Origin of the sequence: Sphingomonas sp., assembly GCF_964263785.1 — a bacterium.
Taxonomy (GTDB): Bacteria; Pseudomonadota; Alphaproteobacteria; order Sphingomonadales; family Sphingomonadaceae; genus Sphingomonas.
In genome coordinates, this window is the sequence record NZ_CAXVWL010000026.1 from 25081 (window position 1) to 51137 (window position 26057).

The 26057-nt window shown below is 68.5% G+C and carries 28 protein-coding genes and 1 tRNA gene; 16 read left to right on the forward strand and 13 right to left on the reverse strand.

Translation table 11 applies throughout. From position 1 onward, the window contains the following. Positions 1-113 precede the first annotated feature (113 nt). Complete coding sequence (locus tag ACE5C1_RS03965; RefSeq protein ID WP_374942767.1) at positions 114-2051, forward strand: serine/threonine-protein kinase; 1938 nt, start codon at positions 114-116, stop codon at positions 2049-2051. Here the strand turns inward: ACE5C1_RS03965 and tagH are convergent. Beyond that, positions 2023-2874 (reverse strand): type VI secretion system-associated FHA domain protein TagH, encoded by an 852-nt coding sequence (tagH, locus tag ACE5C1_RS03970; protein ID WP_374942768.1) that lies wholly within the window; start codon positions 2872-2874, stop codon positions 2023-2025. The two genes, ACE5C1_RS03965 and tagH, sit on opposite strands and share 29 nt — an antisense overlap. A gap of 182 nt (positions 2875-3056) precedes the next feature. On the opposite strand from tagH, the gene ACE5C1_RS03975 reads away from it, so the two are divergent. Together ACE5C1_RS03975 and ACE5C1_RS03980 are read left to right on the forward strand one after the other, a co-directional pair. Continuing rightward, positions 3057-3716, forward strand: coding sequence for an OmpA family protein (locus tag ACE5C1_RS03975; protein ID WP_374942769.1), 660 nt, complete (start codon positions 3057-3059; stop codon positions 3714-3716). 65 nt (positions 3717-3781) lie between these two features. Then, complete coding sequence (locus ACE5C1_RS03980) at positions 3782-4087, forward strand: GNAT family N-acetyltransferase (protein WP_374942770.1); 306 nt, start codon at positions 3782-3784, stop codon at positions 4085-4087. 281 nt (positions 4088-4368) lie between these two features. Here the strand turns inward: ACE5C1_RS03980 and ACE5C1_RS03985 are convergent, their stop codons facing one another. After that, positions 4369-5397: an SPOR domain-containing protein gene (locus tag ACE5C1_RS03985; protein ID WP_374942771.1), complete on the reverse strand. Its 1029-nt coding sequence runs from the start codon at positions 5395-5397 to the stop codon at positions 4369-4371. A gap of 109 nt (positions 5398-5506) precedes the next feature. Here ACE5C1_RS03985 and ACE5C1_RS03990 point away from each other — a divergent pair, with 109 nt between their 5' ends. The 3 genes from ACE5C1_RS03990 to ACE5C1_RS04000 are packed head-to-tail and all read left to right on the forward strand — an operon-like array spanning position 5507 to position 7994. Next, entirely contained in the window at positions 5507-6208 is a 702-nt protein-coding gene (locus ACE5C1_RS03990) for an AAA family ATPase (RefSeq protein WP_374942832.1), read from the forward strand. Continuing rightward, entirely contained in the window at positions 6208-6696 is a 489-nt protein-coding gene (locus ACE5C1_RS03995) for a hypothetical protein (protein WP_374942833.1), read from the forward strand. The genes ACE5C1_RS03990 and ACE5C1_RS03995 overlap by 1 nt, the downstream gene beginning before the upstream one ends. 11 nt (positions 6697-6707) lie before the next feature. Then, complete coding sequence (locus tag ACE5C1_RS04000) at positions 6708-7994, forward strand: tetratricopeptide repeat protein (RefSeq protein ID WP_374942772.1); 1287 nt, start codon at positions 6708-6710, stop codon at positions 7992-7994. On the opposite strand, the gene ACE5C1_RS04005 is transcribed toward ACE5C1_RS04000, so the two are convergent. From ACE5C1_RS04005 to ACE5C1_RS04020, 4 genes are all read right to left on the reverse strand, one after another. Then, a complete protein-coding gene (locus tag ACE5C1_RS04005; protein ID WP_374942834.1) occupies positions 7991-9205 on the reverse strand; it encodes a dihydroorotase family protein in 1215 nt (404 codons plus the stop codon). The genes ACE5C1_RS04000 and ACE5C1_RS04005 overlap by 4 nt on opposite strands. After that, positions 9205-10188 (reverse strand): aspartate carbamoyltransferase catalytic subunit, encoded by a 984-nt coding sequence (locus tag ACE5C1_RS04010; RefSeq protein ID WP_374942835.1) that lies wholly within the window; start codon positions 10186-10188, stop codon positions 9205-9207. Before ACE5C1_RS04010 ends, ACE5C1_RS04005 begins: the two co-directional genes overlap by 1 nt. 312 nt (positions 10189-10500) lie before the next feature. After that, entirely contained in the window at positions 10501-10962 is a 462-nt protein-coding gene (gene ruvX, locus ACE5C1_RS04015) for a Holliday junction resolvase RuvX (protein WP_374942773.1), read from the reverse strand. Beyond that, a complete protein-coding gene (locus tag ACE5C1_RS04020) occupies positions 10959-12059 on the reverse strand; it encodes a DUF3089 domain-containing protein (RefSeq protein ID WP_374942774.1) in 1101 nt (366 codons plus the stop codon). Before ACE5C1_RS04020 ends, ruvX begins: the two co-directional genes overlap by 4 nt. Before the next feature lie 57 nt (positions 12060-12116). Here ACE5C1_RS04020 and gatC point away from each other — a divergent pair, with 57 nt between their 5' ends. Both gatC and gatA read left to right on the forward strand, forming a co-directional pair. Then, positions 12117-12404 carry an Asp-tRNA(Asn)/Glu-tRNA(Gln) amidotransferase subunit GatC gene (gatC, locus tag ACE5C1_RS04025; RefSeq protein ID WP_374942775.1) on the forward strand — a complete coding sequence of 96 codons (288 nt, stop codon included), beginning with the start codon at positions 12117-12119 and terminating at the stop codon, positions 12402-12404. Further along, a complete protein-coding gene (gene gatA / locus ACE5C1_RS04030; protein WP_374942776.1) occupies positions 12401-13885 on the forward strand; it encodes an Asp-tRNA(Asn)/Glu-tRNA(Gln) amidotransferase subunit GatA in 1485 nt (494 codons plus the stop codon). The genes gatC and gatA overlap by 4 nt, the downstream gene beginning before the upstream one ends. Positions 13886-13900: 15 nt before the next feature. On the opposite strand, the gene ACE5C1_RS04035 is transcribed toward gatA, so the two are convergent. After that, the gene (locus tag ACE5C1_RS04035; RefSeq protein ID WP_374942777.1) at positions 13901-14605 is read right to left on the reverse strand and encodes a class I SAM-dependent methyltransferase; all 705 of its coding nucleotides are present in this window, start codon (positions 14603-14605) and stop codon (positions 13901-13903) included. Positions 14606-14802: 197 nt separating this feature from the next. Here ACE5C1_RS04035 and gatB point away from each other — a divergent pair, with 197 nt between their 5' ends. Together gatB and ACE5C1_RS04045 are read left to right on the forward strand one after the other, a co-directional pair. Further along, positions 14803-16290, forward strand: a complete 1488-nt coding sequence (gene gatB, locus ACE5C1_RS04040) for an Asp-tRNA(Asn)/Glu-tRNA(Gln) amidotransferase subunit GatB (RefSeq protein ID WP_374942778.1) — start codon at positions 14803-14805, stop codon at positions 16288-16290. Positions 16291-16316: 26 nt separating this feature from the next. Further along, positions 16317-16985, forward strand: coding sequence for a peptidylprolyl isomerase (locus ACE5C1_RS04045; RefSeq protein WP_374942779.1), 669 nt, complete (start codon positions 16317-16319; stop codon positions 16983-16985). A 137-nt stretch (positions 16986-17122) separates the two neighbouring features. Here the strand turns inward: ACE5C1_RS04045 and ACE5C1_RS04050 are convergent, their stop codons facing one another. Genes ACE5C1_RS04050 through ACE5C1_RS04060 form a run of 3 tightly spaced genes read right to left on the reverse strand, consistent with a single transcriptional unit; the run spans position 17123 to position 17668 of the window. After that, on the reverse strand, positions 17123-17323 hold the full coding sequence (locus ACE5C1_RS04050; protein WP_374942780.1) for a hypothetical protein: 201 nt from the start codon (positions 17321-17323) through the stop codon (positions 17123-17125). A gap of 10 nt (positions 17324-17333) precedes the next feature. Continuing rightward, positions 17334-17504, reverse strand: coding sequence for a hypothetical protein (locus tag ACE5C1_RS04055; RefSeq protein WP_374942781.1), 171 nt, complete (start codon positions 17502-17504; stop codon positions 17334-17336). After that, on the reverse strand, positions 17504-17668 hold the full coding sequence (locus ACE5C1_RS04060) for a hypothetical protein (protein ID WP_374942782.1): 165 nt from the start codon (positions 17666-17668) through the stop codon (positions 17504-17506). The genes ACE5C1_RS04055 and ACE5C1_RS04060 overlap by 1 nt, the downstream gene beginning before the upstream one ends. A gap of 111 nt (positions 17669-17779) precedes the next feature. Here ACE5C1_RS04060 and ACE5C1_RS04065 point away from each other — a divergent pair. The 6 genes from ACE5C1_RS04065 to ACE5C1_RS04090 all read left to right on the forward strand — a co-directional run bounded on the left by ACE5C1_RS04065 (position 17780) and on the right by ACE5C1_RS04090 (position 23501). Continuing rightward, positions 17780-17864 (forward strand) — tRNA-Leu (locus ACE5C1_RS04065). Between the two features lie 56 nt (positions 17865-17920). Next, positions 17921-19579, forward strand: a complete 1659-nt coding sequence (gene tig, locus ACE5C1_RS04070) for a trigger factor (protein ID WP_374942783.1) — start codon at positions 17921-17923, stop codon at positions 19577-19579. A 195-nt stretch (positions 19580-19774) separates the two neighbouring features. Beyond that, complete coding sequence (locus ACE5C1_RS04075; RefSeq protein ID WP_374942784.1) at positions 19775-20743, forward strand: glycosyltransferase family 2 protein; 969 nt, start codon at positions 19775-19777, stop codon at positions 20741-20743. An 11-nt stretch (positions 20744-20754) separates the two neighbouring features. Next, a complete protein-coding gene (gene clpP, locus ACE5C1_RS04080) occupies positions 20755-21444 on the forward strand; it encodes an ATP-dependent Clp endopeptidase proteolytic subunit ClpP (RefSeq protein ID WP_374942785.1) in 690 nt (229 codons plus the stop codon). A gap of 139 nt (positions 21445-21583) precedes the next feature. Continuing rightward, positions 21584-22849, forward strand: coding sequence for an ATP-dependent Clp protease ATP-binding subunit ClpX (clpX, locus tag ACE5C1_RS04085; protein WP_374942786.1), 1266 nt, complete (start codon positions 21584-21586; stop codon positions 22847-22849). A 67-nt stretch (positions 22850-22916) separates the two neighbouring features. Continuing rightward, positions 22917-23501: a GNAT family N-acetyltransferase gene (locus ACE5C1_RS04090; RefSeq protein ID WP_374942787.1), complete on the forward strand. Its 585-nt coding sequence runs from the start codon at positions 22917-22919 to the stop codon at positions 23499-23501. Here the strand turns inward: ACE5C1_RS04090 and ACE5C1_RS04095 are convergent. Genes ACE5C1_RS04095 through ACE5C1_RS04105 form a run of 3 tightly spaced genes read right to left on the reverse strand, consistent with a single transcriptional unit; the run spans position 23498 to position 26036 of the window. Then, a complete protein-coding gene (locus ACE5C1_RS04095; protein WP_374942788.1) occupies positions 23498-24082 on the reverse strand; it encodes a methyltransferase family protein in 585 nt (194 codons plus the stop codon). The genes ACE5C1_RS04090 and ACE5C1_RS04095 overlap by 4 nt on opposite strands. Next, a complete protein-coding gene (locus ACE5C1_RS04100; protein WP_374942789.1) occupies positions 24079-24345 on the reverse strand; it encodes a hypothetical protein in 267 nt (88 codons plus the stop codon). The genes ACE5C1_RS04095 and ACE5C1_RS04100 overlap by 4 nt, the downstream gene beginning before the upstream one ends. After that, entirely contained in the window at positions 24342-26036 is a 1695-nt protein-coding gene (locus tag ACE5C1_RS04105; RefSeq protein ID WP_374942790.1) for a M1 family metallopeptidase, read from the reverse strand. Before ACE5C1_RS04105 ends, ACE5C1_RS04100 begins: the two co-directional genes overlap by 4 nt. Between the last annotated feature and the right edge of the window lie 21 nt (positions 26037-26057).

The following is a 26057-nucleotide window of genomic DNA, read 5'->3' on the forward strand; positions in this document are numbered from 1 at the left end:
GCTCAGCGGCGCTACCCCTACGGCGGGGCAATGCAACGGGGATGCGGCGGCAGGATGAGCGAGCGGGGTGCATTGGCGACCGGACGCACGGTTGATGGGCGTTTCGCGACGCCATGACCGACGACGATCGCACCGTTTTCGTCCCCGCGTCAGGTAGCGTACCGGCACCGCCCGAACCGCCGGTCTCGCAACCGCCGGTCTCGCAACCACCCGCAGGTGCGACATCGCTGCCACCGACCGGCTATACACAGATGGCGCCGCGCACCGATGTGGGGCGGATCCAGCCGGGCGACGTGCTCAACCATATCTTCGAGGTGAAGCGCTTCCTCGCGCGCGGCGGCATGGGCGAGGTGTTCGAGGGCTGCAACGTCACCAGCGACGAGCGGGTCGCGATCAAGGTGATGCTTCCCGCGCTCGCCGCCGATCCCAACGTCCAGGCGATGTTCCGAAAGGAGGCACGCACCCTCACGCGCCTGTCGCATCCCGCGCTCGTCCAATACCGAGTGCTGGCGCAGGAGCCGCAGCTCGGCGTCCTCTACATCGTCACCGAGTTCATCGAGGGCAGCAACCTCGACGATGTGCTCGGCACGGTGAAGGCCGACGAAGCCGATCTCGTCGCCTTGTTGAAGCGCTTGGCAGCAGGGCTGCAGGCCGCGCACGCGCTCGGCGCGATCCACCGCGACATCTCGCCCGACAACGTGCTGCTCGAACACGGTGAGCTCGGCAAGGCGCGGATCATCGATTTCGGCATCGCCAAGGACCTCGATCCCGGCTCCAAGACGATCATCGGCGAAGGGTTCGCGGGCAAGTTGTCGTATGTCGCACCCGAGCAACTGGGCGACTTCAACCGTGAGGTCGGGCCGTGGACCGACGTCTACAGCCTGGCGCTGGTGATCCTGGCGGTCGCGGGCGGCGGCGGCATCGACCTGGGCGGCAGTTTCGTCGATGCGATCGACAAGCGGCGCAAGGGGGTTTCGCTCGACAAGGCGCCGGCGGGGCTGCGGCCGGTGCTCGGCGCGATGCTGGCGCCCAACCCAGCCGATCGGCTGCGCTCGATGGACGCGGTGCTGGCGGCGCTGTCGGGCGCGCCGACGGCCGCCGTCGCCGTCGACAAGCCGAAGAAGGCGCCCAAGCCCGCCAAGGTCGCCGCGCCCAAGCCGGTGCGCGATCCGGCGGCGAAATCGGGCATTCCCAAGCCGATGATCGCAGCCGGGGCCGCGGCGGCGCTGATGATGGTCGCTGGCGGCGCGTGGTTCGCGACTCGCGGCGGCGATGCTGCGCCCGACGCGACGGCCACCAATACCGAAGCTTCGGCAGCGCCCGCCAAGCCATCCGCCGCCGGAGCGGTCGCCGCGGTGACCGCCGCGCTGCCGCAAATCGACTGCTCCTGGCTCGATCTTGCCAACGAGGCGTCGGGCGGCGCGGCGATGACGCTGAAGCTGATGGGCGTGGCGGGGCGCCCCGCCGAGGCGCAAGCGGCGATCGCCAAGGTGGTCGAGGGCACGGGCACGGCGCTCGGCTCCGCCGATTTCTCCGACGTCGCTCCGGTCAGCGCCAGCGAGTGCAGCGCCATCAACGCGTTTCGTGCGATTCGTGCCGATGGGCCGGTGCACCTTTCGGTACCCCAGCGGACCTTCGAGATGGCCAGGCTCGAAGCGGGCAGCACTTTTGCGGGTCAGATCGGCGCGAAGACCATCATGAACCTGGACCTGTCGGGGGTTCGCGACTTCGCGCTGTACGGGCTCGAACCCAGCGGCGCGATCTCGCCGGTCATGACCGACCGCAAGATGTTCGACGCCTTCCCCAAAACCGGCGTGCCGATCTCCGACCTGGGCGGAGGCAAGTACCGATTCACGATCGATTCGAACAACAGCGGCTGGTCGGGCTATCTGCTCCTCACCGGCGATGGCGGCTTCTCCGACGAGTTGGTCGCCAGCACCACCGGCGTCCGCGCCGCGGACTGGCCGCAGCGCTTCGCCGCCGCCGCTGCCGCAGGCCATTGGAAATCCGAGATGGTGTGGTTCAAGATGGTCGACGAGGTGCCGAACTGACCGCCTGATACGCGCGCTTGAACTCGTCGGCGAACAGTTCGACGAAGGCGTCGCTCGATCCCTTGGCCACCCCGTCGAACTCGCGCTCGTACGCCTGCCACAACGCCGCTTCCTTCGCGCCCGGCAGGACGCGCGCCATCAGTCCGCCGCTCGTCGCGCGGGCGCGGATCGACGATGGGGAGAATCGTTCCAGCGTCGACGCCAGCGCCTGCTGCATGGCGCCCAAGGTTGCGGCCTGATGCGCCTCCAGATCGGCGAACGCGTCGGCGACCGCGCGATCGGCGGGCATCGTTGCGGGAGCGGGCGGCGTCAGGAGGGCGGCAAGCGCACGATCGGCGGGCAGGGTCTTGAGCGGATTCTGCGGGCCGAAGGCGAATTGGGTCGCCTCCGCGCCCATCTGCGCCTTGGCGCGGGCGCGTTGCGCGAGCTGGTCCACCATGCCGGCGACCAAGTGGCGGACAAGCGCACCCGCTGCGGCGATCAGGGCAGGGTCGCTGCCGGGCACCTGCGCGCGAGTCAGGCCGGCGGCGGCGAGCAGCGCGTCGCCCGGACCCGTACTCGGGGGCAGGGCGACGGCTGCGTCGGCGACGGTGATCTGGCACGCACCGATGCTCAGCACGTCGCCGACGCCGATCCCCGAAGGTCGATCCAGCGGCTGGCCGTTGAGCCGCGTACCCCCGCCCAGGTCGACGACCAGCCAGGCGCCGCCGCGAAAACCGAACTGACAATGACGCGGCGCGACCCCGTCTTCGAGTCGCCAGTCGCAGTCGGGCGCGGCGCCAACGACGATGTCGTTTGCATCCAACGGGATGGTGGTTGGCACGCCCTGAGCGGCGCGGCCACGGCTTAGGGAAAGGATTAAAGTCATGCGCTTGCCGGTGATAGCGCGCGCGTCTGCTTGCGCAACGCTTGAACTGCGACACGATTGTAAGTCGAGCCGCAATGCTTTATCGTCGGCTGTAGCAACGAAGCCTTCGCATAGGCTCTACGCAGGGGATATGGAACATGCGTCCGATCGTGATCGTACTTGCCGGCATCGGTGTCAGCTTCTCGGGGGCGGCGCTCGCCCAGACTGCCAAGAATACGCCCGAGGGGATCATCTGCGCGATGACGGGCAGTTGCGATACCCAGGCCGCCGCGGGCGACCGCGTCAAGGTGGGCGACGAAAAGGCGTTCAGCCTGGCGCGAGCAGCCCCCGCCGCCAACGCCGCGCCCCCGGCGCGTGCCGCCGCCGCACCGATGCCGCGCCCGCGCGCCCGCACGATGGCTTCGACGCGTACCACGACCAGCCGCTTCGCGTTGGCACCGGCGCCCAAGGTCCGGCCCGGCGGCGGCCTCGACATGCTCGTCACCTTCCAGCGCGGGTCGGCGACGATGACCCCGCAGGCGCAGGCCGAGGCACGCGCGTTCGCGCAGGCGATGTCGGCACCACAGATGGCGGGCATGCGCTTCGCGATCGAGGGCCACACCGACGCGACGGGCACCCACGACAAGAACATGACGCTCAGCCAAGCGCGGGCGCAGTCGGTGGTCGATTACCTCGTCACCCAGGGCGTCGATTCGAGCCGCCTGTCCGCCAAGGGCTATGGTCCCGACCGCCCAATTCGCGGCACCCGCGCGACCGCACCCGCCAACCGCCGCGTCGAATTCGTCAAGCAGGCGTGAGCCGCAGCCAAGCGGCGTGAACGGCGTTCTTTCTCCACGATCAGCCGATCGTGGGGAGAGTTCGCATGACCGACGATACGCAAGACGCCGAGGTTCGCGACGTCGCATCGCGGCAACGCTACGAACTTGCGACGCCGGATGGTCCCGCAATCGCCGCCTATGAGCGGCGCGGCGATATCCTTGTCCTCACCCATACCGCGGTCCCACCCGCGCAGGAGGGTCACGGCGTCGCAAGTCGCCTGATCGCAGCCGTTCTGGCGGACGTGCGCGCGCGGGATTTGCGCATCGTTCCGTCCTGTCCTTTCGTCGCTGCCTACCTCGATCGGCACCCCGGCGAGCGCGATCTGGTCGCCGAGGACGCTGCCGCTTAGACTTGCGACGTCGGAGAGGATGCACTCGACGTCATGGTCGGTCCGGACGGAGTGATTCGGCGCGGAAACGGCCGAACCCCGTTCGCCCTGAGCGCAGTCGAAGGGCATGGATGAAGGCTGGCGCGGGGCATGTGCTTCGACTTCGCTCAGCACGAACGGCTGTGAGTCGTTTTTCGTGGCTCAGGCTCGTATAGGCTAGCGGTCCCGATCACGTTGACCGCCATTGCACCCGCGTACACCGGCGGTCTCGGCGTGAACGTTCATGATCCTTCCGGGTCAGCCTATGGCGCGACGACCACGCACGGCGAACCGGCCACCTTGGCGGTGGCGCATGCGTTCGCGGCGGCGGCCCTGGAGGGGTATCCGTCAGCCTGCAACCGGGTCATCCCGCCACCCGCCACATAGGACGGCGACGCGCCCTTGAGCCGTCCGGCGACGCGGCGCCAAAGGGCCTCGGCGTTGGCGCGGTCGCGGAACGCGCCGAGCTGGATGCGCCAGCCGCCGGTGGGCGCAGCCGCTGGCTGGCGGAGCGGGGGCGCGGCGTCGCGAGCCGGTCGTGGCGGAGCACCCGGAAGCGTCCGTACCGGCGCCTCCCTTACGGGGCGGGCAGGCACCGCTGCCACCCGCACCGGCGGTGGTGCCGGGGGCTGCTGCTTGTCGGACCCGTCCGACACCCGCGTCGCCCTGTCGGCAGCGGCGGGCGGCATCGCGCGCGCCTGCGTCTCATATTGCCGCGCCAGTGCCACCCCGCGCTCGCGGTCCGCCGGGGTGATGTACTGGTCCATCTGCGCCAGCGTCGCCGACGCCGAATCGAGGCCCTTTGCCGACGCGCGAGTCATCAGCGCGTAGGCGCGCGGATAGTCGCGCTTTACCCCGTCGCCGTTGAACAGCATCGTGCCGAGCACCAGTTGCGCGCGCGGTTCGAAGCGGGCGACCGACTTCTCCAGCCACGGCACCGCATCGGCCTTCTTGTCGTTCTGGAACAGCGCGAGGCCGTAATTGTCCTCCGCCTGCACATGCCCCTGCATTGCCGCCTTGCGGAACCAGCTTTCGGCGAGCGCCGGATCGACCGGCACGCCGCGCCCGAGCTTGTAGGCCTGTGCCAGGTTGAACTGCGCATCGGCATCGCCCGCGATCGCGGGCCCGCGCCATTCCTCGACCGCGCGGGAAAAATCGCCCTTGGCCCAGGCATCGACGCCCGCCTTGACGTCGGCGGCCGCAGGCACCGCCGCCAGCATCGCTCCCGCGACCATCGTCATCGCCAACCCACGCATATCCGCCCCCGCCGCCAGCCTGTCCGCCGCGATCATGCCCGCAAACGGGGCGGCGGCAAAGTCCCCATGGGCCGGGCCGCGTTAACCGCATCCTAACCCCATCGTGCGAAATCGTCTCGTCCACGACGGGGAGTTCGGCCAAACCATGCGCGTACTGGCGATGGCATCACAAAAGGGTGGATCGGGCAAGACCACCTTGTCCGGGCACCTGGCCGTTCAGGCCCAGCGAGCGGGCCATGGCCCGGTCGTCATGATCGACATCGATCCGCAAGGGTCGCTGGCCGACTGGTGGAACGAGCGGGAAGACGAATTTCCCGCATTTGCACAGACCACCGTCGCGCGGCTCGCCGCCGATCTGGAGATGCTGCGGCAACAGGGCTTCAAGCTGGCGATGATCGATACGCCGCCTGCGATCACGATGGCGATCCAGAGCGTGATCCAAGTCGCCGAACTGGTCGTCGTGCCGACCCGGCCGTCCCCGCACGATCTTCGCGCGGTCGGCGCGACCGTCGATCTGTGCGACCGCGCGGGCAAGCCGCTGATCTTCGTCGTCAACGCCGCGACCGCGCACGCCCGCATCACCGCCGATGCCGCGGTGGCGCTGTCGCAGCATGGCACGGTCGCCCCGGTGACAATCCACCAGCGTGTCGATTTCGCCGCGTCGATGATCGACGGCCGCACCGTCATGGAGGTCGATCCGAACGGCAAGTCCGCCGCCGAGATCACCGCGCTGTGGACGTATGTCTCCGACCGGCTCGAAAAGAATTTCCGGCGCACCGTGTTCGCGGTGCCCAGCGCGGTGCCGCGGACCGCAGGCGGCGGGTTCGGCCGCCGCGTGGTGGCATGATGTTCAGCGCCAAGCCGCTGGCCAGCCTGTCCTCGACGCTGCTCGCGCGCAAGGGCCACGCGCGCCCCGCAATGCGCCCGCAAGGCGTCGCAATCGACGATCTCGGCTGGAACGACATGGGACACGCCGCGCCCGCGGTTCATGTCGCCGTCGTGCCGCCTGTGCTGGTGGAGCGCGCCGCGCTGGCCGAAGAGGTTGCCGCATCGGTGTCCGCTTCGGCAGAGGCCGCGCCGGTCCCGGCTGTCGCTGCGCCGATCAGCACCGCCACGGTCGCCCGTGTTGCACGCGAATCGGCACAGCAGACGCGGACGGGCAAGGCCGCCTTCACGCTGCGCCTCGATCCCGAGCGCCACCTGCGGCTGCGGCTCGCGTCGGCGGTCGCCAATCGCTCGGGCCAGCAGATCGTCGGCGAAGCGCTCGACGCCTTTCTCGCCCAAATGCCCGGCCTCGACGCGCTCGTCGCCGGTGTTTCGCCCTCCAATCGGTAAGGATTTTTCCGATGAAGACGCGCATGATCCTCTCGCTCGGTCTCTCCGCCCTGGTCCTGGGCGGAACGACCGTCGGCTGCACCGCCACCCGCGGCGGCCTGGCTTCGGCCGGAACCGGCGAGGCCGCTGCTGCGGCAAAGCTGGCGGCGCGCAACGCCGATCGCGCCACACGGGCACTCGCCAAGGGCAATGCCGCGCAAGGCGTGACCGCCGCCGAGAGCGCGGTGGCGCTGATGCCCAACAACGCCGATTACCGTGCGTTGCTGGGGCAGGGATATCTGAAAGCGGGTCGCTTCGCCTCGGCGCGTACCGCCTTCACCGACGCACTGGCGCTGTCGCCCGGCGACGGCCGCATCGCGCTCAACCTGACGCTGGCGCAGATCGCGGTCGGCGATTGGGACGCGGCGCGCCAGACGCTGGCGGCGCACACGGCGACGATTTCCGCGGCAGACCGGGGACTCGCGCTGGCGCTCGCGGGCGATCCCGCGGGCGGCGTCGCGATGTTGACCGAGACCGTCCGTTCGGGCGGATCGACGCCCAAGGCTCGCCAGAACCTGGCGCTGGCGCTGGCGCTCGCCGGCCAGTGGCAGGGCGCGCGGGTCGTCGCCAGCGCCGACATGTCGCCGGCCGATGTCGATGCCCGGCTGGAGCAATGGGCCGCCTTCGCCAAACCGGCGACCGCGTCGGATCAGGTCGCCGCGCTGCTCGGCGTCCACGTGGCGCAGGATCCGGGGCAGCCGGTCGCGCTCGCGCTCGTCGCGCCGGTGGCGCTCGGGCAGGCGGTCGTGCAGGCCGATGCACCCGCAGCACCCGCCGAGCCGATGGCGGTTGCCGAAGCTGCGCTCGCCGCATTGCCGCCCATGCCCGCAACGCCCGCCGACGTCCGTCTTGCCGAGCGCGCGATGACCCCGGTTCGGGTCGCTGCCCCTGCACCGTTGATCCGCGCCCAGATGCGCGCACTCAAGGTCGCGCTGACCCGCGTCGCGCCGCCGATGGCCGTGCGGGGAAACTGGTACGTCCAGGTCGGCGCGTTCCGCAACGTCGCAGTCGCGCGCGACGGTTGGCGCCACGCCACCCGCCGTATGCCCGCACTCGCCGCACGCACCCCGACCAACGCGCGCTTCGTCGCAAAGGGCGGCGCGGTGTATCGCCTGGCGTTCGGCGGCTTCGTGCGGCCGGAGGCCGATGCGCTGTGCCGCCGCTATCGCTCGACCGGCGGCGCGTGCTTCGTGCGCGCCGGTGCGGGGGACCGCGTCGCGCAATGGGCGGCAAAGCCGACGCAACTCGCCTCGCGCTAAATCTCGCATCCCCCTTTCCAGACGCGCAGCACGCGGCCCTGGACGGGCAAGCCGTCGAACGGCGTGTTGCCCGCCGAGGCGCGGAACGCATCGCCGTCGATCCGCCAGGGCGTCTGCGAGTCGAACAGCATGAGGTCGGCGGGGCGTCCGGCTTCTAGCGTGCCCGTCTCCACGCCCAGCACCCGCGCGGGGTTGGCGGCGAGCAGGGCGAACAGCCGCTCGAGCGTGACGTGGCCGTCGCGTACCAGCATCAGCGCGAGCGGCAGCAGCGTTTCCGCACCCGCCATCCCGGCGCGCGAATCGACGAAAGGCAGTCGCTTGGCTTCGGGACCGTGGGGATCGTGGCCCGAACACAGCACGTCGATTGTCCCATCGGCGATTGCCGCGAGCGTCGCCTGGCGGTCCGGCTCGGCGCGCAGAGGCGGCGACAGATGCGCGAAGGTGCGAAAATCGCTCATGGCGATGTCGGACAAGTGGAGGTGGGCGGGGGTGACCCCGCACGTCACCGCGACGCCGCGCCGCTTGGCCGCGCGCACCAGGTCCAGCGCCGCCGCGGTCGTCACCTGACGCAGGTGGAGCCGAGCGCCGGTCTCCTCCGCCAGCATCAGGTCACGCGCAACCGCCAGCGCTTCGGCGATCGCCGAAGCAGCGGGCAGGCCGAGCCGGGTCGCGGTCTCGCCCGCAGTCGCGACGGCGCCGCGGGCCAGCCCGCCGTCCTCGGCATGCGCGATCACCGTCAGGCCGAGGTCGCGGGCATAAGCGAGGACGCGGTGCATCACCCCTGCATCCGCGATCCACGTGCGCCCGGTGCCGACCGCCTTCGCACCCGCCGACGCGCACACCGCCATCTCGGCGAGCGCTTCTCCCGCCAGTCCACGCGTAGCGGCGGCGATGGGGTGGATCCACAGATCGGGCTTGCCGACGAGCGCGGACCGCTGGACGATGCCGGGATCGTCGAGCACCGGCGTCTGATCGGGCATCAGCCCGACGCGCACGATCCCGCCCGCGCGAAAGGCCGCACGGTCGATCGCGAACACGCCCAGATCGACGATGCCCGGCGCCAGCGTCTTGCCGCCGCAGTCCACCACGGCCGCGTGAGAGGGCACGTCGAACACCCCGGTTGCGACGATCGTGTCGCCATCGACGAGCACGCCGCCGCTGCGCACGCCGCTTACGGGGTAGACGACCGTGGCATCGAGGAGCGCCAGCATCATGCCCACCCCGCCACCCCGCGCGCGCGCCGGGTCAGCACGTCGAGACAGGCCATGCGGACCGCGACCCCCATCTCGACCTGCTCGGTGATCGCCGACTGCCTGCCATCGGCGACGCTCGAGTCGATCTCGACCCCGCGGTTCATCGGTCCGGGATGCATGACGAGCGCATCCGGTAGCCTGGCGATCCGATCGGCGGTCAGGCCGTAGCGCAGCCGGTATTCGCGGGTGGACGGGACTTCGCCGCCGCTCATCCGTTCCGTCTGCACACGCAGCATCATCACCACGTCGGCGCCGATCAGTGCGGCGTCGAAATCGGTGAACGGCTCCACCCCCATCCGCTCGATCGCCGCGGGCATCAGCGTGGAGGGCGCGCACACCCGCACCTCCGCGGCGAGCGCGGTCAGCGCCAGGATATTCGATCGCGCGACCCGGCTGTGGAGCACGTCGCCGCAGATCACCACCCGCCGGTTGTGAATGCCGCCGCACCGCCGCCGGATCGTCAGCGCGTCGAGCAGCGCCTGGGTCGGGTGCTCGTGCCAGCCGTCGCCGGCGTTCAGCACCGGGCAGTCGACCTTGTCCGCGATCAGCCGCACCGCGCCGCTCGCCATGTGGCGGATGACGAGCACGTCGGCGCGCATCGCGTTCAGCGTCTGCGCGGTGTCGATCAGCGTCTCGCCCTTCTTCACGCTCGATTGCGCGGCATGCATGTTGACGACGTCGGCACCCAGCCTTTTGCCCGCGATCTCGAAGCTGAGCAGTGTCCGGGTCGAGTTCTCGAAGAATGCGTTGATCTGGGTCAGCCCTGCCAAGCGCTTGTCGGGTGCGGCGTGGGTACGGTTGGCCTCGACCCAGCGCTCGGCCTCGTCGAGCAGGAACGCGATTTCGTGCGGCTGGAGGCCGTCGATCCCGGTGAGGTGCCGGTGCGGGAAGACGGCGCCGCCTTCGATCAGCGTGCCGGGGCGGTTGTCCGAGCGTTGCATCGGACCGGCCGGGTAGTCGGAGAGCGTCGTCATGGCCAGCGCAATCCGCCGCGACGTTGACACCGGTTGACGCGTAGCAACGGTATCGGTTCAGGCGACCGAGGGCATCGACGTTGACACTGGTTGACGCGTACGCGCCGCGCCGTGACGGTCGCCCGAATGCGCGCGCGACCGATGGACGTTGACACTGGTTGACACGTGAAGCGTCCCGCCCAGCGGGCGACAACCGGGTGGGGGAAACAGATGGGCAGAGGCGGTAGGGCGGGCATGGCGGCTGCATGCCACGGACGCCGCGTGTAGGACAGCGGCGGCTCAGCCCATCGTCAGCGCGTCGATCGCGGCTTGCAGGATGTGCGCGGCGGCCAGATTGTCGACCCGTGTCGCCCGCTTGGCGCGGCTCATGTCCTGTTCGATCATCGTCCGCTCGACCGCGACGGTGGACCAGCGTTCGTCCCAAAGCAGGATCGGCAGGCCTAGATCCTTGAGGTTCTGCGCGAAGGCGCGGGTCGATTGGCTGCGCGGACTTTCGGAGCCGTCGAGGTTGATCGGCAGGCCGATGACCAGCCCGCGCACCGCCTGTGCGCCGATCAGCTCGGCAAGCGCCGCCTTGTCCTTCTGGAACTTCGTCCGGCGGATCAGCAGCGCAGGGCTGGCGAACGACCAGCCCGCGTCGCACAAGGCGGTGCCGATGGTCTTGGTGCCGACGTCGAGCCCAAGCAGCCGCCCGCCTTCGGGGAGCCTCTTGCGGAAATCGTGCTGTCTCGTGCCGATCACCGGAACGCGGCCAGTCGCCGCGCTGCATCGGCGCGCACGTTGGCCCAGAACAAGCTGTAGTCGTAGACGTGATAGTTGTTGCCGGGCAGCAGGTACGGGCCGAGGTCGACGGGCGTGTCGAGCATCAGGAACCCGCGGCCCTCGCACTTCGCCCCCACCTTGTCCGCCGCGATCGTCGCGGTCGACAAGTCGCTCGAGGGGAACAATGTGCCCGCGTTCGCGGCGGCCGGTGCCGCGCCGTCGGCGGTGCCGGTCAGCGGGTTGGTGCAGACCATCGGCGTGCCCTTGCGCGATCGCCCGTCGAAGCCGGTGGTCGCATCAAACGTGTCGACGATTAGCGACGGGTCCGCCGGGGGCGCGAAACTCTGCCACGACAGCAGGCACCCGGTTTGGTCGGCGGCGCGGCATTCGGACAGGCCGATCGCCGCCAGGTCGGTCGTCCGCGACACCGGCCAACCGACGACATAGGCGGCGACGATGCGTTTCCTGAGCGCCGGATCGCGCGCCACCTTCTCCCGCAGCAGCCGCGTCAGGTGGAGCGCACCCTGGCTGTGCCCGGCAAGGATGATCGGCCGGTCGCCCGCCTGGACCAGAAAGGCGTCGAACGCCGCCGCCACGTCGCGGTACGCAAGGTCGAGCGCCTGGTTGGCGGCGGCGATATCGGTCAGGAAGGCGCCGAAGGTCGCTTGCCGGTATCGCGGCGCCCAGATCGCGCCGACCGCGTTGAACGCGCTCGCTTGGCCGCGCAGGAACAGCGCGGCGCGGTCGTTGCTCTCGCGGTCGTCGAGCGCTGCGTTCCAACGCGCGGTGCCGAGGAACGAGGTGGGGTGGATGAAGAACACCGCGGCCTTCGGATTCTTGCCCGGGGCGTATCCCGCGGGGGTCCATTGCGCCGGATTGCCGGGCAGGTCGGGGCGCGCGATCCACATCCGGCGATCGGCATAGGCCTGTGCGCCGACGCTCGGCAGCGCCTCGAACTTCGCACTCGGTACGGCCCACCAGCGGATGATACGGTTACCCGCCACGCTGTAGGCGATCGCGCCCGCGATGGTCAGCACGATCAGGAACGCGATGACGTAGAGAAACTTGCGCGCCAAACCTTCGGCCTCCTTAAGCGGTTGCGCGCCCGAGCCACGCGGTGCTAGCCGCGCGCCATGTCAGTCGATACCCCAACCGTCAAACGGATCGCGAGCCTTGCGCGGATCGCCATCGGCGACGACGATGCCGCGCGGCTCGTCCCCGAGCTCAACAACATTCTCGGCTGGATCGAGCAGCTGGGCGAGGTCGACACGACCGGGGTCGAGCCGATGACCGCGGTGATCGCCAACCATCTGCGGCTGCGCGACGACATCGTCGATGACGGCGGTATCCGCGACCTGCTGATGAAGAACGCCCCGCAGGCCGAGCACGGCTTTTTCACCGTGCCCAAGGTGATCGAATGACCGACCTGACGGATCTGGGTGTCGTCGCGATCCGCGACGGGGTGCGCAGTGGCGACTTCACCGCACGCGAAGTGGCGGAAGGTTTTATTGCCAAGGTCGCGAACGCCAAGCTGCTCAACGCCTTCCTGGTCGAAACCCCCGATCATGCGCTGGCCGCCGCCGATGCGGCCGATGCGGCACGCGCGGCCGGCGAAGCGCCCAAGCCGCTCGCGGGCGTGCCGATCGGGATGAAAGACCTGTTCTGCACGAACGGCGTGCCGACCACCGCGGCGAGCCACATCCTCGAAGGCTTCGTGCCGCCGTACGAGAGCCGCGTCTCGCAGAATCTGTGGGATGCGGGCGCTGGCATGCTCGGCAAGCTGAACATGGACCAGTTCGCGATGGGATCGTCGAACGAGACCAGCGCGTTCGGCAACGTGATCTCGCCGTGGCGGCGCAGCGACGGCGGTAATGCGCCCATAGCGCCCGGCGGGTCTTCTGGCGGCAGTTCGGCGGCGGTCGCTGCGCGGCTCTGCCCGGGCGCGACCGGCACCGACACCGGCGGCTCGATCCGCCAGCCCGCGGCGTTCACCGGCATCAGCGGCATCAAGCCGACCTACGGCCGCTGCTCGCGCTGGGGGACGATCGCCTTCGCCTCCTCGCTCGATCAGGCCGGGCCGATGGCGCGCGACGTGCGCGACTGCGCGGTGCTGCTCGGCGCGATGGCGGGCTTCGACACGCGCGACGCGACCTCGCTGCCGATCGATGTGCCGGATTGGGAAGCCGGGCTGTCGGGCGACATGCGGGGCAAGCGCGTCGGCATTCCCAGGGAGTATCGCGTCGACGACATGCCGGGCGAGATCGACGCGCTTTGGCGGCAAGGGATCGATTGGCTGCGCGATGCGGGCGCCGAGATCGTCGACGTCTCGCTGCCGCACACCAAATACGCTTTGCCCGCGTATTACATCATCGCGCCCGCCGAGGCATCGTCCAACCTCGCGCGCTACGACGGCGTCCGTTACGGCCTGCGCGATCTGCCGGAGGGGGCCGGGTTGCAGGACATGTACGCCGCGACTCGTGCCGACGGCTTCGGCGCGGAGGTGAAGCGGCGGATCATGATCGGCACCTACGTGCTGTCGGCGGGCTTCTACGACGCTTATTATACTCAGGCGCAGAAGGTCCGCACGTTGATCGCGCGCGACTTCGAACGTGCGTGGGAGACCTGCGACGTGCTGCTGACCCCGACCGCGCCGTCGGCGGCGTTCGCGCTGGGGGAGAAGTCGGCCGATCCGCTGGCTATGTACCTCAACGACGTGTTTACGGTGCCGTCGAGTCTGGCCGGATTGCCTGCGATGAGCGTGCCCGGTGGGCTGGACGCGGCTGGCTTGCCGCTGGGCTTGCAGATCATCGGCCGGCCGCTGGACGAACAGGGCGTGCTCGATGCCGGGCTGGCGATCGAGGCGCGCGCGGGGTTCTCGGCGCGGCCCGACGTCTGGTGGTGATCCCGACGCGTCGGATCAGGCGCGCAGGGCCTTGCGCGCCACGAGGATGAACTCGGTCTCGCGCGTTCCGTAGCGCGAGAAGGTGAGCAACCGAACCAGTGCCGCCGCGCCCGCGTACAGGCGAAACGCCAGGCGCGAGAATCGTTCCAGTTCGAGCACTTGATCGCCGACATAGCGCTGTTCGTACTGCATGGTGAACCCGAGCCGGCGGAACAGCGCGATCAACGCCACGCGATCCGCGTGCCCATCGTGCTCGACCCGGCAGGGCGGGCGACCGGCGGTTCCGGCATCGGCGATACCCAGCACCCACCGGTAGAACAGGACATGCACCCAATGCGGGGTGAACCGGGTGATGACCGCCTTCAACGAACCCAGGTCCGGACCGCGCACGACGATCATGCCGCCATCGTCCAGGCTCTGCGCCGCCCGCTCCACCGCCGCCTCCGGCACCGCGATGTGTTCCAGCACGTTCCAGAACACCGCTACGTCGAACCGGCGTTCGCCGTATTCGAACACCTGCGCATCGCCGACCAGCGTTTCGACGGCACCGGTGTTGCGGGCAAGCGCGTCCGGCGAGCAATCGAGGACCGTCACCTGCGCATCGTCGTGCGGGACCCGGCTGACCGCGCCCCCGCCGACCTCCAGAATACGGACGGGCTCGGGGCGGGCGTCGAGCCGTTGTGTCATGAAGCTGGCGAATTCCTGCGGCACGAATTCCATGAAAAAACCCCTCGGCGCCGCAAGGAGCGCCCCTGTTCGGAAGTAATGCTGCTTGTTAACCGTAACATAGCGCGACGATATCGGTTCCGCCAAGCGGCTGAAGCGATTTCCCTGGAAGGCGGCGCTCCGGCCCTGTGGCACCCCGTCTACTCTTGACTGGAGGTCGGGAGGGGACGAGGTCGTCCGCCACTGCAACAATGCGGCAAGAGAGACGGACCTTGGAATCGACGTATCGCGTACAGGGCGCCACCGGCGAGTGGGAAGTGGTGATCGGGCTTGAGGTCCATGCCCAGGTCACCTCCGATGCCAAGCTGTTCTCGGGCGCCTCGACCAAATTCGGTGCGGAGCCGAATACGCAGGTGAGCCTGGTCGACGCCGCGATGCCGGGGATGCTGCCGGTGCCCAACCGCGAATGCATCCGCCAGGCGGTGCGCACCGGCATGGCGATCGGCGCGCGGATCAACCGGTGGTCGCGGTTCGACCGGAAGAACTATTTCTACGCGGATCTGCCGCAGGGCTATCAGATCAGCCAGCTGTATCACCCGCTGGTCGGCGAGGGCGCGATCGACATCGCGCCCGATCCGAAAACCCCCGAAGCGATCAAGCGGATCGGCGTGGAGCGCATCCATGTCGAGCAGGACGCGGGCAAGCTGATGCACGATCAGCATCCGACCCGCTCCTACGTCGACCTCAATCGTTCCGGCGTTGCGCTGATGGAGATCGTCAGCCGGCCCGACCTGCGATCGCCCGCAGAAGCAGGGGCTTACCTGCGCAAGTTGCGAGCGATCCTGCGCTATGTCGGCAGCTGCGACGGCAACATGGAGGAGGGCTCGATGCGCGCCGACGTCAACGTCAGCGTGCGACGGCCGGGCGAAGAACTGGGCACGCGGACCGAGACCAAGAACGTCAATTCGGTCCGCTTCGTCATGGCGGTGGTCGAGCAGGAAGCCAAGCGGCAGGTCGAGGTGCTGGAGGACGGCGGCGCGATCGCGCAGGAGACCCGGCTCTACGACCCCGATCGCAATGAGACGCGGTCGATGCGCTCGAAGGAAGATGCGCACGACTACCGCTATTTTCCGGACCCCGACCTGCTGCCGCTCGAGCTGGAGGAGGCGTTCCTCGATGCGTGTCGCGCGTCGTTGCCCGAACTGCCCGACGCCAAGCGGCTGCGGTACGAGGGGCTGGGGGTCAGCCCGTACCAGGCCGACGTCCTGACTGCGGAAGTCGAGGCGGCTCGCTGGTTCGATGCGTTGCTGGACAAGGGCGCCAAGCCGGCCGCGGCGGCGAACTGGACGACGTCGGAGCTGTTCGGTGCGCTCAACCGGATGGGGCGCGGCATCGAGGACAGTCCGGTCAGCCCTGCCCAGGCCGCCGAGCTGCTGGCGCTGGTCGCCGACGGCACGCTGTCGGGCAGCCTTGCCAAACAGGTGTTCGAGGTGATGCTCGACACCGGCGACTCGCCCGCTGCGATCGTCGAGGCGCGCGGGCTGAAGCAGACCAGCGACACCGGCGCGATCGAAAGCGTCATCGCCGAGGTGCTGGCCAAGAACCCGGGGCAGCTGGAGCAGTATCGCGGTGGCAAGGTCGCGCTGTTCGGGTTCTTCGTCGGGCAGACGATGAAGGCGATGGCGGGCAAGGCCAATCCGGCGGTGGTCAACGAACTCGTCAGGACGGCGCTGGACTAGGCGCGTTTACGGCAGAGGAGGGTAGAATGGTGCATTCGATCGTTACGTCGCTCGCTCTGATGACGGGTGCGTCCTACCTTGCGGCGCAGACTCCGCCGCAGCCGCTCCCCCAAGCGGTGCCGCTGCCGTTTGCGACGTCCGCACCCGCGCCGGCGGCCGATCCCACGCTGCCGCGCGTCGTGATCGACACCAGCGAGGGGCGGTTCGTCGTCCAGGTCGAAGCAAAGAAGGCGCCGGTCACCGCCGCCAATTTCCTGCGCTATGTCGATGGCAAGCGACTCGACGGACGGCGTGTCTACCGCGTGTCGCATGTTGCCGACCGCTTCGGGTTCATCCAGTTCGGGATGAACGGCGATCCCAAGCTGTCGCTGCCGCCGATCAAGCACGAGCCGACGACGCTGACCGGGGTCAAGCATCTGGAGGGTGCCATCTCCACGGCGAGGCTCGCACCGGGCACCGCGCGGGGGGAATTCACGATCATGGTCGGCGATCAGCCGGGACTCGATGCCGATCCGGCGCGCGCCGGAGACAATCTGGGCTATGCCGCTTTCGGGCGCGTGGTCGAGGGATTCGACGTGGTCCTGCGCATCTTCGACAAGCCAATCGATCCGGCCGCCAGCGTGCGCGGATCGTTCAAGGGCGAGGTGCCCGCGGTGCCCGTGCGCATTCTGACCGCGCGCAGGGTTCGGCCCTAGACCGGCGACTTGGAAGGTGAGGCTAAGGTGAGCCCAACGGCGTATTCTGCCGGCTTCCGCGGTTATCCTGACCGTTGGCGATGAGAAAGAGCGGGCAGGGGGGCTGCCCGCTCTTGTCCAACATCGCAAGCGGCACGCTACTGCGCGTCCAAATCCTGATTCTTCACCTCGCCGCCGGTGCCGCCGACTCCGTCGTGGAGGCCGGTGTCGGTCATCGTCTCGGGTTCGTCGCCGCCCTCGCCACGGGCGACTGCGTCAGCGCGGGCTTCGACCGCCTGCTGAAGGTCGCTGCGGTCATCGTCTCGGTCAGGGGTGTCGGGATCGGCCAAATCGTTCATCCTTTGCAAATCAGCGGCTGGTGCCTGCGAGGCCACCGGTCTCGCCGCCCATCGCATCGGTGCCGGGAAGCGGCTCCATCTCGTCGTCGGCGCGTGGGCCTACCCCGCTGGAGGCGGCCTCGCCGGCCGGATCGAACGGGGTCATGTCGTCGGAGTCGACGTCGTGGGTCGGATTGGCCATCACATCTGCAACGGCTGGGCGGTGCCCGGGTCGGTGCCGGGCGTACCGGGGGAGGGCTGGTCGAAGTCGGGAGCGTCGCCCGGATATTCGGCCGGCGGCGTATCGGGCTGCACGGGCTGATTGTCCGGCGGCGGCATTTCCTGCGGGGGCTGGGTGGCCATCATCGTCTCTCCTTACATGCGGTTCAACGCGCCAGCGGCGTGGCGGTTGCCTGCAACGCTTGCCCCGACCCGCCCGGCTGGTATAGACGCGCGCCGAACAGCTTCGGCCGACACGCGGGCGTGGCGGAATTGGTAGACGCAGCAGGTTTAGGTCCTGCCATCGCAAGATGTGGGGGTTCGAGTCCCTTCGCCCGCACCAGTCCCGTCCTTGCCGGCGGGAACGCCGCACGAAATTTCTCCAGACGAAGGCTTCCAATGCAGACTGTCGAGACGCTGAACGAGGGGCTGAAGCGCGCCTACACGCTCACCATCACCGCGCGCGATATCGATACCAAGGTCGATGCCGAGCTGAAGCGGGTCACCCCGCAGATCCGCATGCCGGGGTTCCGCCCGGGCAAGGTGCCCGCGAACCTCGTCCGCAAGATGCATGGCCCGGCGCTGACCCAGGACGCGCTGAATTCGGCGATCCAGGAAGGCGTTCAGTCGCTAATCGCCGAACAGGGATTGCGCCCGGCGATGCAGCCTGCAGTCGCGCTCGGCGAGGATTACGAGCCGGGCAAGGACGCCGAGCTGACCGTCAGCCTGGAAGTGCTACCGCAAGTGCCTGCGCCGTCGATCGACGCGATCAAGCTGGAGCGGCTCACCGTGCCGGTCGCCGAGGAGGCGGTCGATGCGCAGTTGAAGACCTTTGCCGATCAGCAGAAGCGCTGGGACGATGCGGGCGAGAAGGCGGCCGAAACCGGTGACCTGGTCACGATGGACTTCGTCGGCAAGACCGCCGACGGGGTCGCGTTCGAGGGTGGCACCGGTACCGACATGGCGGTCGAGATCGGCTCTGGGCGGCTGATCCCCGGTTTCGAGGACCAGATCGTCGGCGTCACCGCGGGCGAGGAGCGCCAGATTTCGGTGACCTTTCCGCAGGATTACCAGGCCAAGGAATTGGCCGGCAAGCCCGCGACCTTCGACCTGACGATCAAGTCGGTGAAGACCAGCGGCGAAAGCGCGATCGACGACGAGATGGCCAAGAGCCTCGGCCTTGAAAGCCTGGAGCAGCTGCGGGGCCTGGTTAAGGGTCAGATCGAGCAGGAGCATAACGGCCTGACGCGCACCCACATGAAGCGCAAGCTGCTCGACCAGCTCGCGGGCGACCACGATTTCGAGGTGCCGCCGTCGATGGTCGAGGCGGAATTTTCGCAGATTTGGTCGCAGCTCGAACATGAGGCAACCCACGAGGCCGATCCCGAGGCTGCCAAGGCCGAGATGGAGAGCGAGCGCGAGGATTACCGCAAGATCGCCGAGCGCCGTGTGCGTCTCGGCCTGCTGCTGTCCGAGATCGGGCAGGCGAACGGCGTCGAGGTCAACCAGCAGGAGATGAACCGGCTGATCGCGCAGGCGGCGCAGCAATATCCGAACGAACAGCGCCAGCAGTTCATCCAGTACGTCCAGTCGGAGCCGATGGCCGCCGCCCAGCTGCGCGCGCCGCTGTACGAGGACAAGGTCGTCGACTTCCTGTTCGGCAAGGCCGAGATCACCGACCGCGAGACGACCAAGGACGAGCTGGAAGCCGCGATCGAGAGCGAGGACGGTTTCGCCACCGGCACGCACGTCCACAATCATGACGATCATGACCACGCGGCGCACGATCACGCGGATCATGACCACGCGGCGCACGATCACGCGGACCACGATCATGCCGCTCCTGCACAGGAGATGGTAAGCGAGGCGATACCAGCCGAGGCGGCCAAACCAGCCAAGAAGCCGCGCGCCAAGAAGCTGGCGCCGCCGGTGGAGGCCGAGACGCAGGTGCTGGAATCCTCGCCGGTTGCCGCCGAGACCGCGGAAGGGTCCGTCGCTGCCGATGCCGCGCCGGCGAAGAAGCCGCGGGCGAAGAAGGCGAAGGCTGCCGACGCTTGATGCCATGAACCCTCTCCCCTTGTGGGAGAGGGAGGGGCCCGCTCGCATGGCGAGTGGTAGGGTGAGGGGTGCTATCGCGCAGCAACCGCCTGGCTGCTATGCAGCCGCACCCTCTCATCCAACTTCGACTAGCGAGCAAGCTCGCAAGTCTTCGTATCCTTCCCCCACGAGGGGGGACGGGTTAGGACGGGTGCGATGACCGGACCGACCATCGCTATTCTGCTACCCTGCTTCAACGAGGAAGCCGCGATCGCGCAGACGGTCGCGGGCTTTCGCGCCGTGCTCCCTGCCGCGCACATCTACGTCTACGACAATAACAGCAGCGACAAGACGATCGCGGTCGCGCGGGCTGCAGGCGCGACCGTCCGGTGCGAGCGCATCCAGGGCAAGGGCGCGGTTGTGCGGCGGATGTTCGCCGACGTCGATGCCGACATCTATGTCATGGCCGACGGGGATGCGACCTACGATGCGGCGGCTGCCCCCGCGCTGGTCGCGCGGTTGATCGACGAACAGCTCGACATGGTGGTCGGCGCACGCATCCACGAGGCGGCGGAGGCGTACCGGCGGGGCCATGTGCTGGGCAATCGCATGATGAGCGGCATCCTGGCGCGGCTGTTCGGGCGCAGCTTTTCGGACATCTTCTCGGGCTATCGCGTCTTCTCGCGGCGCTTCGTCAAGAGCTTTCCCGTGCTGTCGGCGGGCTTCGAGATCGAGACCGAGATCAGCGTCCATGCGCTCGAACTCCGGCTGCCGACCGCAGAGATCGAGACCCGCTATTTCGCGCGGATCGAAGGGTCCGCGTCCAAGCTCAGCACCTACCGCGACGGCATCCGCATCCTGCGCACCATCGCGACGTTGTACCGGATCGAGCGGCCGGTGTGGTTCTTCGGCCTGGTCGCGGGCGTGCTGCTCGCGCTTGCGCTGCTGCTCGCGGCGCCGCTGGTCGTCACCTATCTGGATACCGGGCTCGTTCCCCGTTTCCCGACCGCGATCCTGGTGACCGGGCTGGTAATCCTGGCGGCGCTCAACCTGTTCGCCGGCCTGATCCTCGACACCGTCGTGCGCGGGCGGCGCGAGGTGCGGCGGCTCGCGTATCTCACGTACCCCGCACCCGGGCTTGAACTCACCCGCGCGAGCGCCGATGTTGGCGGCTCCAGGGCATAAGAGAGATTTTCATGTACAATCCGTTCGAGACCGGTGATTTCCGCGCGCCGCTGGCCAATGCAGGCCTCGGCTTGCAGCAGACTCAGGCGGGCCTTGTTCCCATCGTCATCGAGCAGTCGAACCGCGGCGAGCGCTCGTTCGACATCTTCAGTCGCCTGTTGCGCGAGCGGATCGTGTTTGTCACCGGCGGAGTCGAGGATGGCATGGCCTCACTCATCACCGCGCAACTGCTCTTCCTCGAATCGGAAAATCCGAAGAAGGACATCTTCATGTACATCAACTCGCCGGGCGGGGTCGTCACGGCGGGCATGGCGATCCACGACACGATGCAATACATCCGTCCGCGCGTCGGCACGGTGTGCATCGGGCAGGCCGCGTCGATGGGCAGTTTCCTGCTGGCGTCGGGCGAGAAGGGCATGCGCGTTGCGCTGACCAATTCGCGGATTATGATCCACCAGCCTTCGGGCGGCGCGCAGGGCATGGCCAGCGACATCGAGATCCAGGCCAAGGAAATCCTGCGCATCCGGGTGCGGCTGAACGAGCTCTATGCGCAATATACCGGCCAGCCGATCGAGGAGATCGAGCGCAAGATGGACCGCGACACCTTCCTGCAAGCCGACGAGGCGAAGGCGTTCGGCCTGATCGACGAGGTGTTCGACAAGCGCCCGGCGCCGACCGACGAGATGGCCAAGGCTGCGTGAGAGTGAGAAAGTCCCTGGCCATTCACGCCATGTGGACGATTTGATTTGTAGGAACGGGGCGGCGCGCTAGGATAGCCGCCCCAAAGGTGCGACGAGCATCCCAACGGCACGCGCTGCCCAGGCGCGAGAGGTGATACGAATGACGAAGTTGAGCGGTGGCGACTCGAAGAGCACCCTCTATTGCTCGTTCTGCGGCAAGTCGCAGCACGAGGTGCGCAAACTGATCGCGGGCCCGACCGTCTTCATCTGCGACGAGTGCGTCGAGCTGTGCAACGACATCATCCGCGAGGAGACCAAGTCCGCCTTGGTGTCCAAGAAAGACGGCGGCGTGCCGACTCCCCAGGAGATCTGCAACGTCCTTGACGACTATGTCATCGGCCAGAAGCGCGCCAAGCGCGTGCTGTCGGTGGCGGTCCACAACCATTACAAGCGGCTGAACCACGGCGCCAAGGGTGCGGACGTCGAGCTGAGCAAGTCGAACATCCTGCTCGTCGGGCCGACCGGCTGCGGCAAGACGCTGCTCGCCCAGACGCTGGCGCGCATCCTCGACGTGCCGTTCACCATGGCGGACGCGACGACGCTGACGGAGGCGGGCTATGTCGGCGAGGATGTCGAGAACATCATCCTCAAGCTGCTCCAGGCATCCGACTATAACGTCGAGCGGGCGCAGCGCGGGATCGTCTACATCGACGAGATCGACAAGATCAGCCGCAAGGCGGAGAATCCGTCGATCACCCGCGACGTAAGCGGCGAGGGCGTCCAGCAGGCGCTGCTCAAGCTGATGGAAGGGACCACCGCCAGCGTGCCGCCGCAGGGCGGGCGCAAGCATCCGCAGCAGGAGTTCCTGCAGGTCGACACGACCAACATCCTGTTCATCTGCGGCGGCGCGTTCAACGGGCTGGAGAAGATCATCGGCGATCGGTTGCAGGGCAAGTCGATCGGCTTCGGCGCCTATGTCGCAGCGCCCGAGGAGCGCCGGACCGGCGAGATGCTGCGTCAGACCGAGCCCGAGGATCTGCTGAAATTCGGGCTGATCCCCGAGTTCGTCGGCCGCCTGCCCGTGATCGCGACACTGGAAGACCTCGACATCGACGCGCTGGTGAAGATCCTGAGCGAGCCGAAGAACGCGCTGGTGAAGCAGTATCAGAAGCTGTTCGAGATGGAGCAGGTCGACCTGAATTTCACCGACGACGCTCTGGTGACCGTCGCGCGCAAGGCGATCGACCGCAAGACGGGCGCGCGCGGGCTTCGCTCGATCCTGGAAAGCATCCTGCTCGACACGATGTTCGATCTGCCCGGCATGGACGGGGTCGACGAGGTGATGATCGACAAGGACGTGATCGAGGGCCGAAAGGAACCGATCCGCGTCTATGCCGAGAAGAAGAAGACCGGCGACGCGGCCTGACAGGGTTGGCTGAGTTGCGTGGAACGGGCGTCGGGCGACCGGCGCCCGTTTGCGTTGAGGGGCGACGATGAGCATCAGGCTGGCGGTACGGCGCGATGCAGATGCGGTGGCGGCGATGCTGGCGCGGGCGTTTGCGGACGATCCGGCGTTTTCCTGGATATTCCCCGATCCTGCCGTGCGTGCGCGAAAGCTGCCGCGGCTGTTCCGGCTGATTCTGGTGACCGATGCGGCGGCGGGGATGGCGTTGGTCACGAGCGGTGGCGAGGCGGCGACGCTGTGGCGCGCGCCGGGGCGGGCGCAGGTGTCGCCGGTGGAGATGCTGCGGCAGGCGATCTCGCTGGTCGGCGCGCTCGGTGGCGCGACCGGGCGCGCGCTGCGTGTGTCGGATGCGATCGGGGCGAACATGCCGAAGGGCGATTTCTGGTACCTCCACGTCGCCGGGTGCGAGCCCGCGGCGCAAGGGCACGGGCTCGGCGGCGAGGCGATCCGCGCCGGGCTGCGCCGCGCGGCCGGGCGATTGCCCGCGTATCTGGAGACCGCAACCGAGCGCAACGTCGGCTTTTATCGAAGCCTGGGCTTTGCGGTGACGGGCGAGTGGGACGTGCCCCGCGGCGGCCCGCATTTCTGGTCGATGCTGCGCGCGCCCGGCTAGACGAGGCCAGGGACGAACCGTTTTACCCTGCGCGCGTAGGCGTCGTACGCGCTGCCGAACGCGGCGCGGAGCAATCGCTCCTCCTCGTCGACACGCAGCCAGGTGCCGAGCGCGAAAGGGAATATGCCGATCAGCAGCCCGGCCGCGTGGCCAAGCGCGATGGCGAGCGCCGGCAGTGTCAACGCCATCGCGACGTAGATCGGGTGGCGGACGTAGGCGAAGGGGCCGGCGGTCACGAGGCTGTGGTCGTCGCGGGTGCGCGCCACCAGGCTCCAGTTGCGGCCCATCGCGCGGGTGGCGGTGACGAACAGCATCACCGCCGCGGCCATCGCCGCTGCAATACTCAGCGCCTCCGCCAGCGCGCGCGCCCCGAGCGGATCGAGGGCCACGCGCACCGGTCCCAATCCCACGGCCAGGAAGCCCGCGCTCTGCAAGGCGATGCCCAGCATCGAGCGGCGCGATCCGCGAGCGTTCGCTTCGCCGGCGCGGTCGCGGCGCCGGCGCGCGAACACCAGCGCGACCAACCACGCGAAATAGCCCGTCGCCAAGGCGGCGAGGCCGGGCAGGCCGACCGCGGTCATTTCGCGCGCTGCGCCGACGCGAGCGCAATTCCCGCCGCGATCTGGAGCAGGCCGTACAGCCGCCGCCGGCCGGGCCGCTCGCCGAACGGGCGCACCAGCGCATCGACCGCGCCGACGTTGGAGCGCCACAGATCGACGTGGCGTTCGGGCTGGAGGACGCCCAGCAGCCCGTCGCCGATCATGAACACCGCCGCCATCTCGGCGCTGCGCTTGAGGCCGACGGCCAGGTTGCTTTGCGCGGAGTCGGGCGCGGGGTCGGTCATGGACTGGTCCTCTGTTCGGCCTGATAGGCCTGGTAGGCCTCGATCGCGGCGCTGCGGCGCAGGACGCGCGACGACGGATCGACGACGACGTGCGCGCCGGCGGGAACCGCAATCTGCTCCACGCCCCCCGCCATGTCGAGCCGCCGGAGCTTGCCATCGACCGCGATCTCGACCGGCATCGCGAAGGGCTTGGCCGACGGGGTGGTCCAGCGGAACTGCGTCCGTCCGTCCGGCTGGCGTGTAATGACCAGATCGGGCAGCTTGGCCTGGCGCAGATAGGCGTCGAAGAACCAGCCGTAATCCCTGCCCGTCGCCTGTTGCACGAACCCTTCGAACTCGGCGGTCGAGCCGTAGCGCGGTGCGAAATTGCCGGGCTTCGGATCGTCGCGGCCGTACACCTCCAGCCGCACGGCCTTGAAGAAGGCTTCGTCGCCGATCAGCCAGCGCAGCGTGTGGAGCATCCACGACGCCTTGAAATAGATGTCCTGCCCGGCGCCGCCCTTGGAGGGCTCGTACACCTGCTCCTCGGTCAGCGGCAGGCCGCGGACGATGGGTGCCTTGTTGTCAACGCGGCTGCGCTGGCGATCCATCATCGCGGCGTAGCGCCCGTCACCCTCTCGCCATTGGCCGTAGAGCGGCTGCATGTAGGTGCCGAATCCCTCGTGCAGCCAGTAATCGTCCCAGTTCGCGGCGGTCAGCTGATTGGCGAACCATTCGTGCGCGAATTCGTGCTGGAACAGGTCGTCGAAGCCGTCGGAGGTCTTGGCGTAGTTGTTGCCGTACGCGTTGATGGTCTGGTGCTCCATGCCCTTGTGCGGGGTCTCGACCACGCCGACCTTTTCGTCGCCGAACGGATAGGGGCCGATCACCGATTCGAAGAAGTCGAGGGTGGGCGCGAATTCGGCGAACAGCCGCTCAGCCTGCGCCTTCTCGCCGGGCAGGTACCAGTAGAACATCGGGACCGTGTTGCCGTAGTGGCTTTTATACGTGCCGCTTATCTCCTCATACGGGCCGACGTTGAGCGCGATGGCGTAGGTGTTGACGTGTTTCGCGCGCCAGTTCCACGTCGTGCGGCCATCGGCGAGCGTTTCGACCCCGAGCAGCACACCGTTGGAGGGCGCCTTCAACCCCTTGGGCACGGTGATGTGCAGATCGACCCGGGCGGGTTCGCCGGTGGGGAAATCGAGGCATGGCCAGAACAGGTCGCAGCCGTAACCCTCCGCGGTTGTCGCGAACCACGTGCGGCCGTCCTTGGTCTTGGACCAGACGACGCCGTCGTCCCACGGCGCGTTGACCGCGACATGCGGCACGCCAGCGTAAGCGATGCGCACCGACAGCGTCTTGCCGGAGGCGGCGGGCGCGGGCAGGGCGATGGTCAGCCGCCCGTCGGGGTTGGACCAGGCCGATGGTTTCAGCGCCACGCCGTCGACCGACACCGCCGACACCGGCAGATTGCGGTCGAGATCGATCAGCAGCCGCGCGACCGGTGCCTTGGCGGTAAAGGTCAGGGTCGCCACGCCACGCAATCGCTTGGTTTGTGGCAGCACCTCGATCGCGAGATCGGCGGCGTCGAAGCGAAGCGCAAGCTGCTCGGCCGGCCGCACCCCGCCCGAGACCTGGGTCTGCGCCGTGATCGGCGGCTTGCCCGCGGTCTGCGGCGCGGCGAGCGCGAGAAGCACCGGGAGGATCATGTCAGCGGACCTTGCAACGAT

Coding starts and splice junctions, on each gene's coding strand:
- ACE5C1_RS03965 (WP_374942767.1), top strand. CDS start 114: ATGACCGACGACGATCGCACCGTTTTCGTCCCCGCGTCAGGTAGCGTA.
- ACE5C1_RS03975 (WP_374942769.1), top strand. CDS start 3,057: ATGCGTCCGATCGTGATCGTACTTGCCGGCATCGGTGTCAGCTTCTCG.
- ACE5C1_RS03980 (WP_374942770.1), top strand. CDS start 3,782: ATGACCGACGATACGCAAGACGCCGAGGTTCGCGACGTCGCATCGCGG.
- ACE5C1_RS03985 (WP_374942771.1), bottom strand. CDS start 5,397: ATGATCGCGGCGGACAGGCTGGCGGCGGGGGCGGATATGCGTGGGTTG.
- ACE5C1_RS03990 (WP_374942832.1), top strand. CDS start 5,507: ATGCGCGTACTGGCGATGGCATCACAAAAGGGTGGATCGGGCAAGACC.
- ACE5C1_RS03995 (WP_374942833.1), top strand. CDS start 6,208: ATGTTCAGCGCCAAGCCGCTGGCCAGCCTGTCCTCGACGCTGCTCGCG.
- ACE5C1_RS04000 (WP_374942772.1), top strand. CDS start 6,708: ATGAAGACGCGCATGATCCTCTCGCTCGGTCTCTCCGCCCTGGTCCTG.
- ACE5C1_RS04005 (WP_374942834.1), bottom strand. CDS start 9,205: ATGCTGGCGCTCCTCGATGCCACGGTCGTCTACCCCGTAAGCGGCGTG.
- ACE5C1_RS04010 (WP_374942835.1), bottom strand. CDS start 10,188: ATGCAACGCTCGGACAACCGCCCCGGCACGCTGATCGAAGGCGGCGCC.
- gatC (WP_374942775.1), top strand. CDS start 12,117: ATGTCAGTCGATACCCCAACCGTCAAACGGATCGCGAGCCTTGCGCGG.
- gatA (WP_374942776.1), top strand. CDS start 12,401: ATGACCGACCTGACGGATCTGGGTGTCGTCGCGATCCGCGACGGGGTG.
- ACE5C1_RS04035 (WP_374942777.1), bottom strand. CDS start 14,605: ATGGAATTCGTGCCGCAGGAATTCGCCAGCTTCATGACACAACGGCTC.
- gatB (WP_374942778.1), top strand. CDS start 14,803: ATGCGGCAAGAGAGACGGACCTTGGAATCGACGTATCGCGTACAGGGC.
- ACE5C1_RS04045 (WP_374942779.1), top strand. CDS start 16,317: ATGGTGCATTCGATCGTTACGTCGCTCGCTCTGATGACGGGTGCGTCC.
- ACE5C1_RS04050 (WP_374942780.1), bottom strand. CDS start 17,323: ATGAACGATTTGGCCGATCCCGACACCCCTGACCGAGACGATGACCGC.
- ACE5C1_RS04055 (WP_374942781.1), bottom strand. CDS start 17,504: ATGGCCAATCCGACCCACGACGTCGACTCCGACGACATGACCCCGTTC.
- ACE5C1_RS04060 (WP_374942782.1), bottom strand. CDS start 17,668: ATGATGGCCACCCAGCCCCCGCAGGAAATGCCGCCGCCGGACAATCAG.
- tig (WP_374942783.1), top strand. CDS start 17,921: ATGCAGACTGTCGAGACGCTGAACGAGGGGCTGAAGCGCGCCTACACG.
- ACE5C1_RS04075 (WP_374942784.1), top strand. CDS start 19,775: ATGACCGGACCGACCATCGCTATTCTGCTACCCTGCTTCAACGAGGAA.
- clpP (WP_374942785.1), top strand. CDS start 20,755: ATGTACAATCCGTTCGAGACCGGTGATTTCCGCGCGCCGCTGGCCAAT.
- clpX (WP_374942786.1), top strand. CDS start 21,584: ATGACGAAGTTGAGCGGTGGCGACTCGAAGAGCACCCTCTATTGCTCG.
- ACE5C1_RS04090 (WP_374942787.1), top strand. CDS start 22,917: ATGAGCATCAGGCTGGCGGTACGGCGCGATGCAGATGCGGTGGCGGCG.
- ACE5C1_RS04095 (WP_374942788.1), bottom strand. CDS start 24,082: ATGACCGCGGTCGGCCTGCCCGGCCTCGCCGCCTTGGCGACGGGCTAT.
- ACE5C1_RS04100 (WP_374942789.1), bottom strand. CDS start 24,345: ATGACCGACCCCGCGCCCGACTCCGCGCAAAGCAACCTGGCCGTCGGC.
- ACE5C1_RS04105 (WP_374942790.1), bottom strand. CDS start 26,036: ATGATCCTCCCGGTGCTTCTCGCGCTCGCCGCGCCGCAGACCGCGGGC.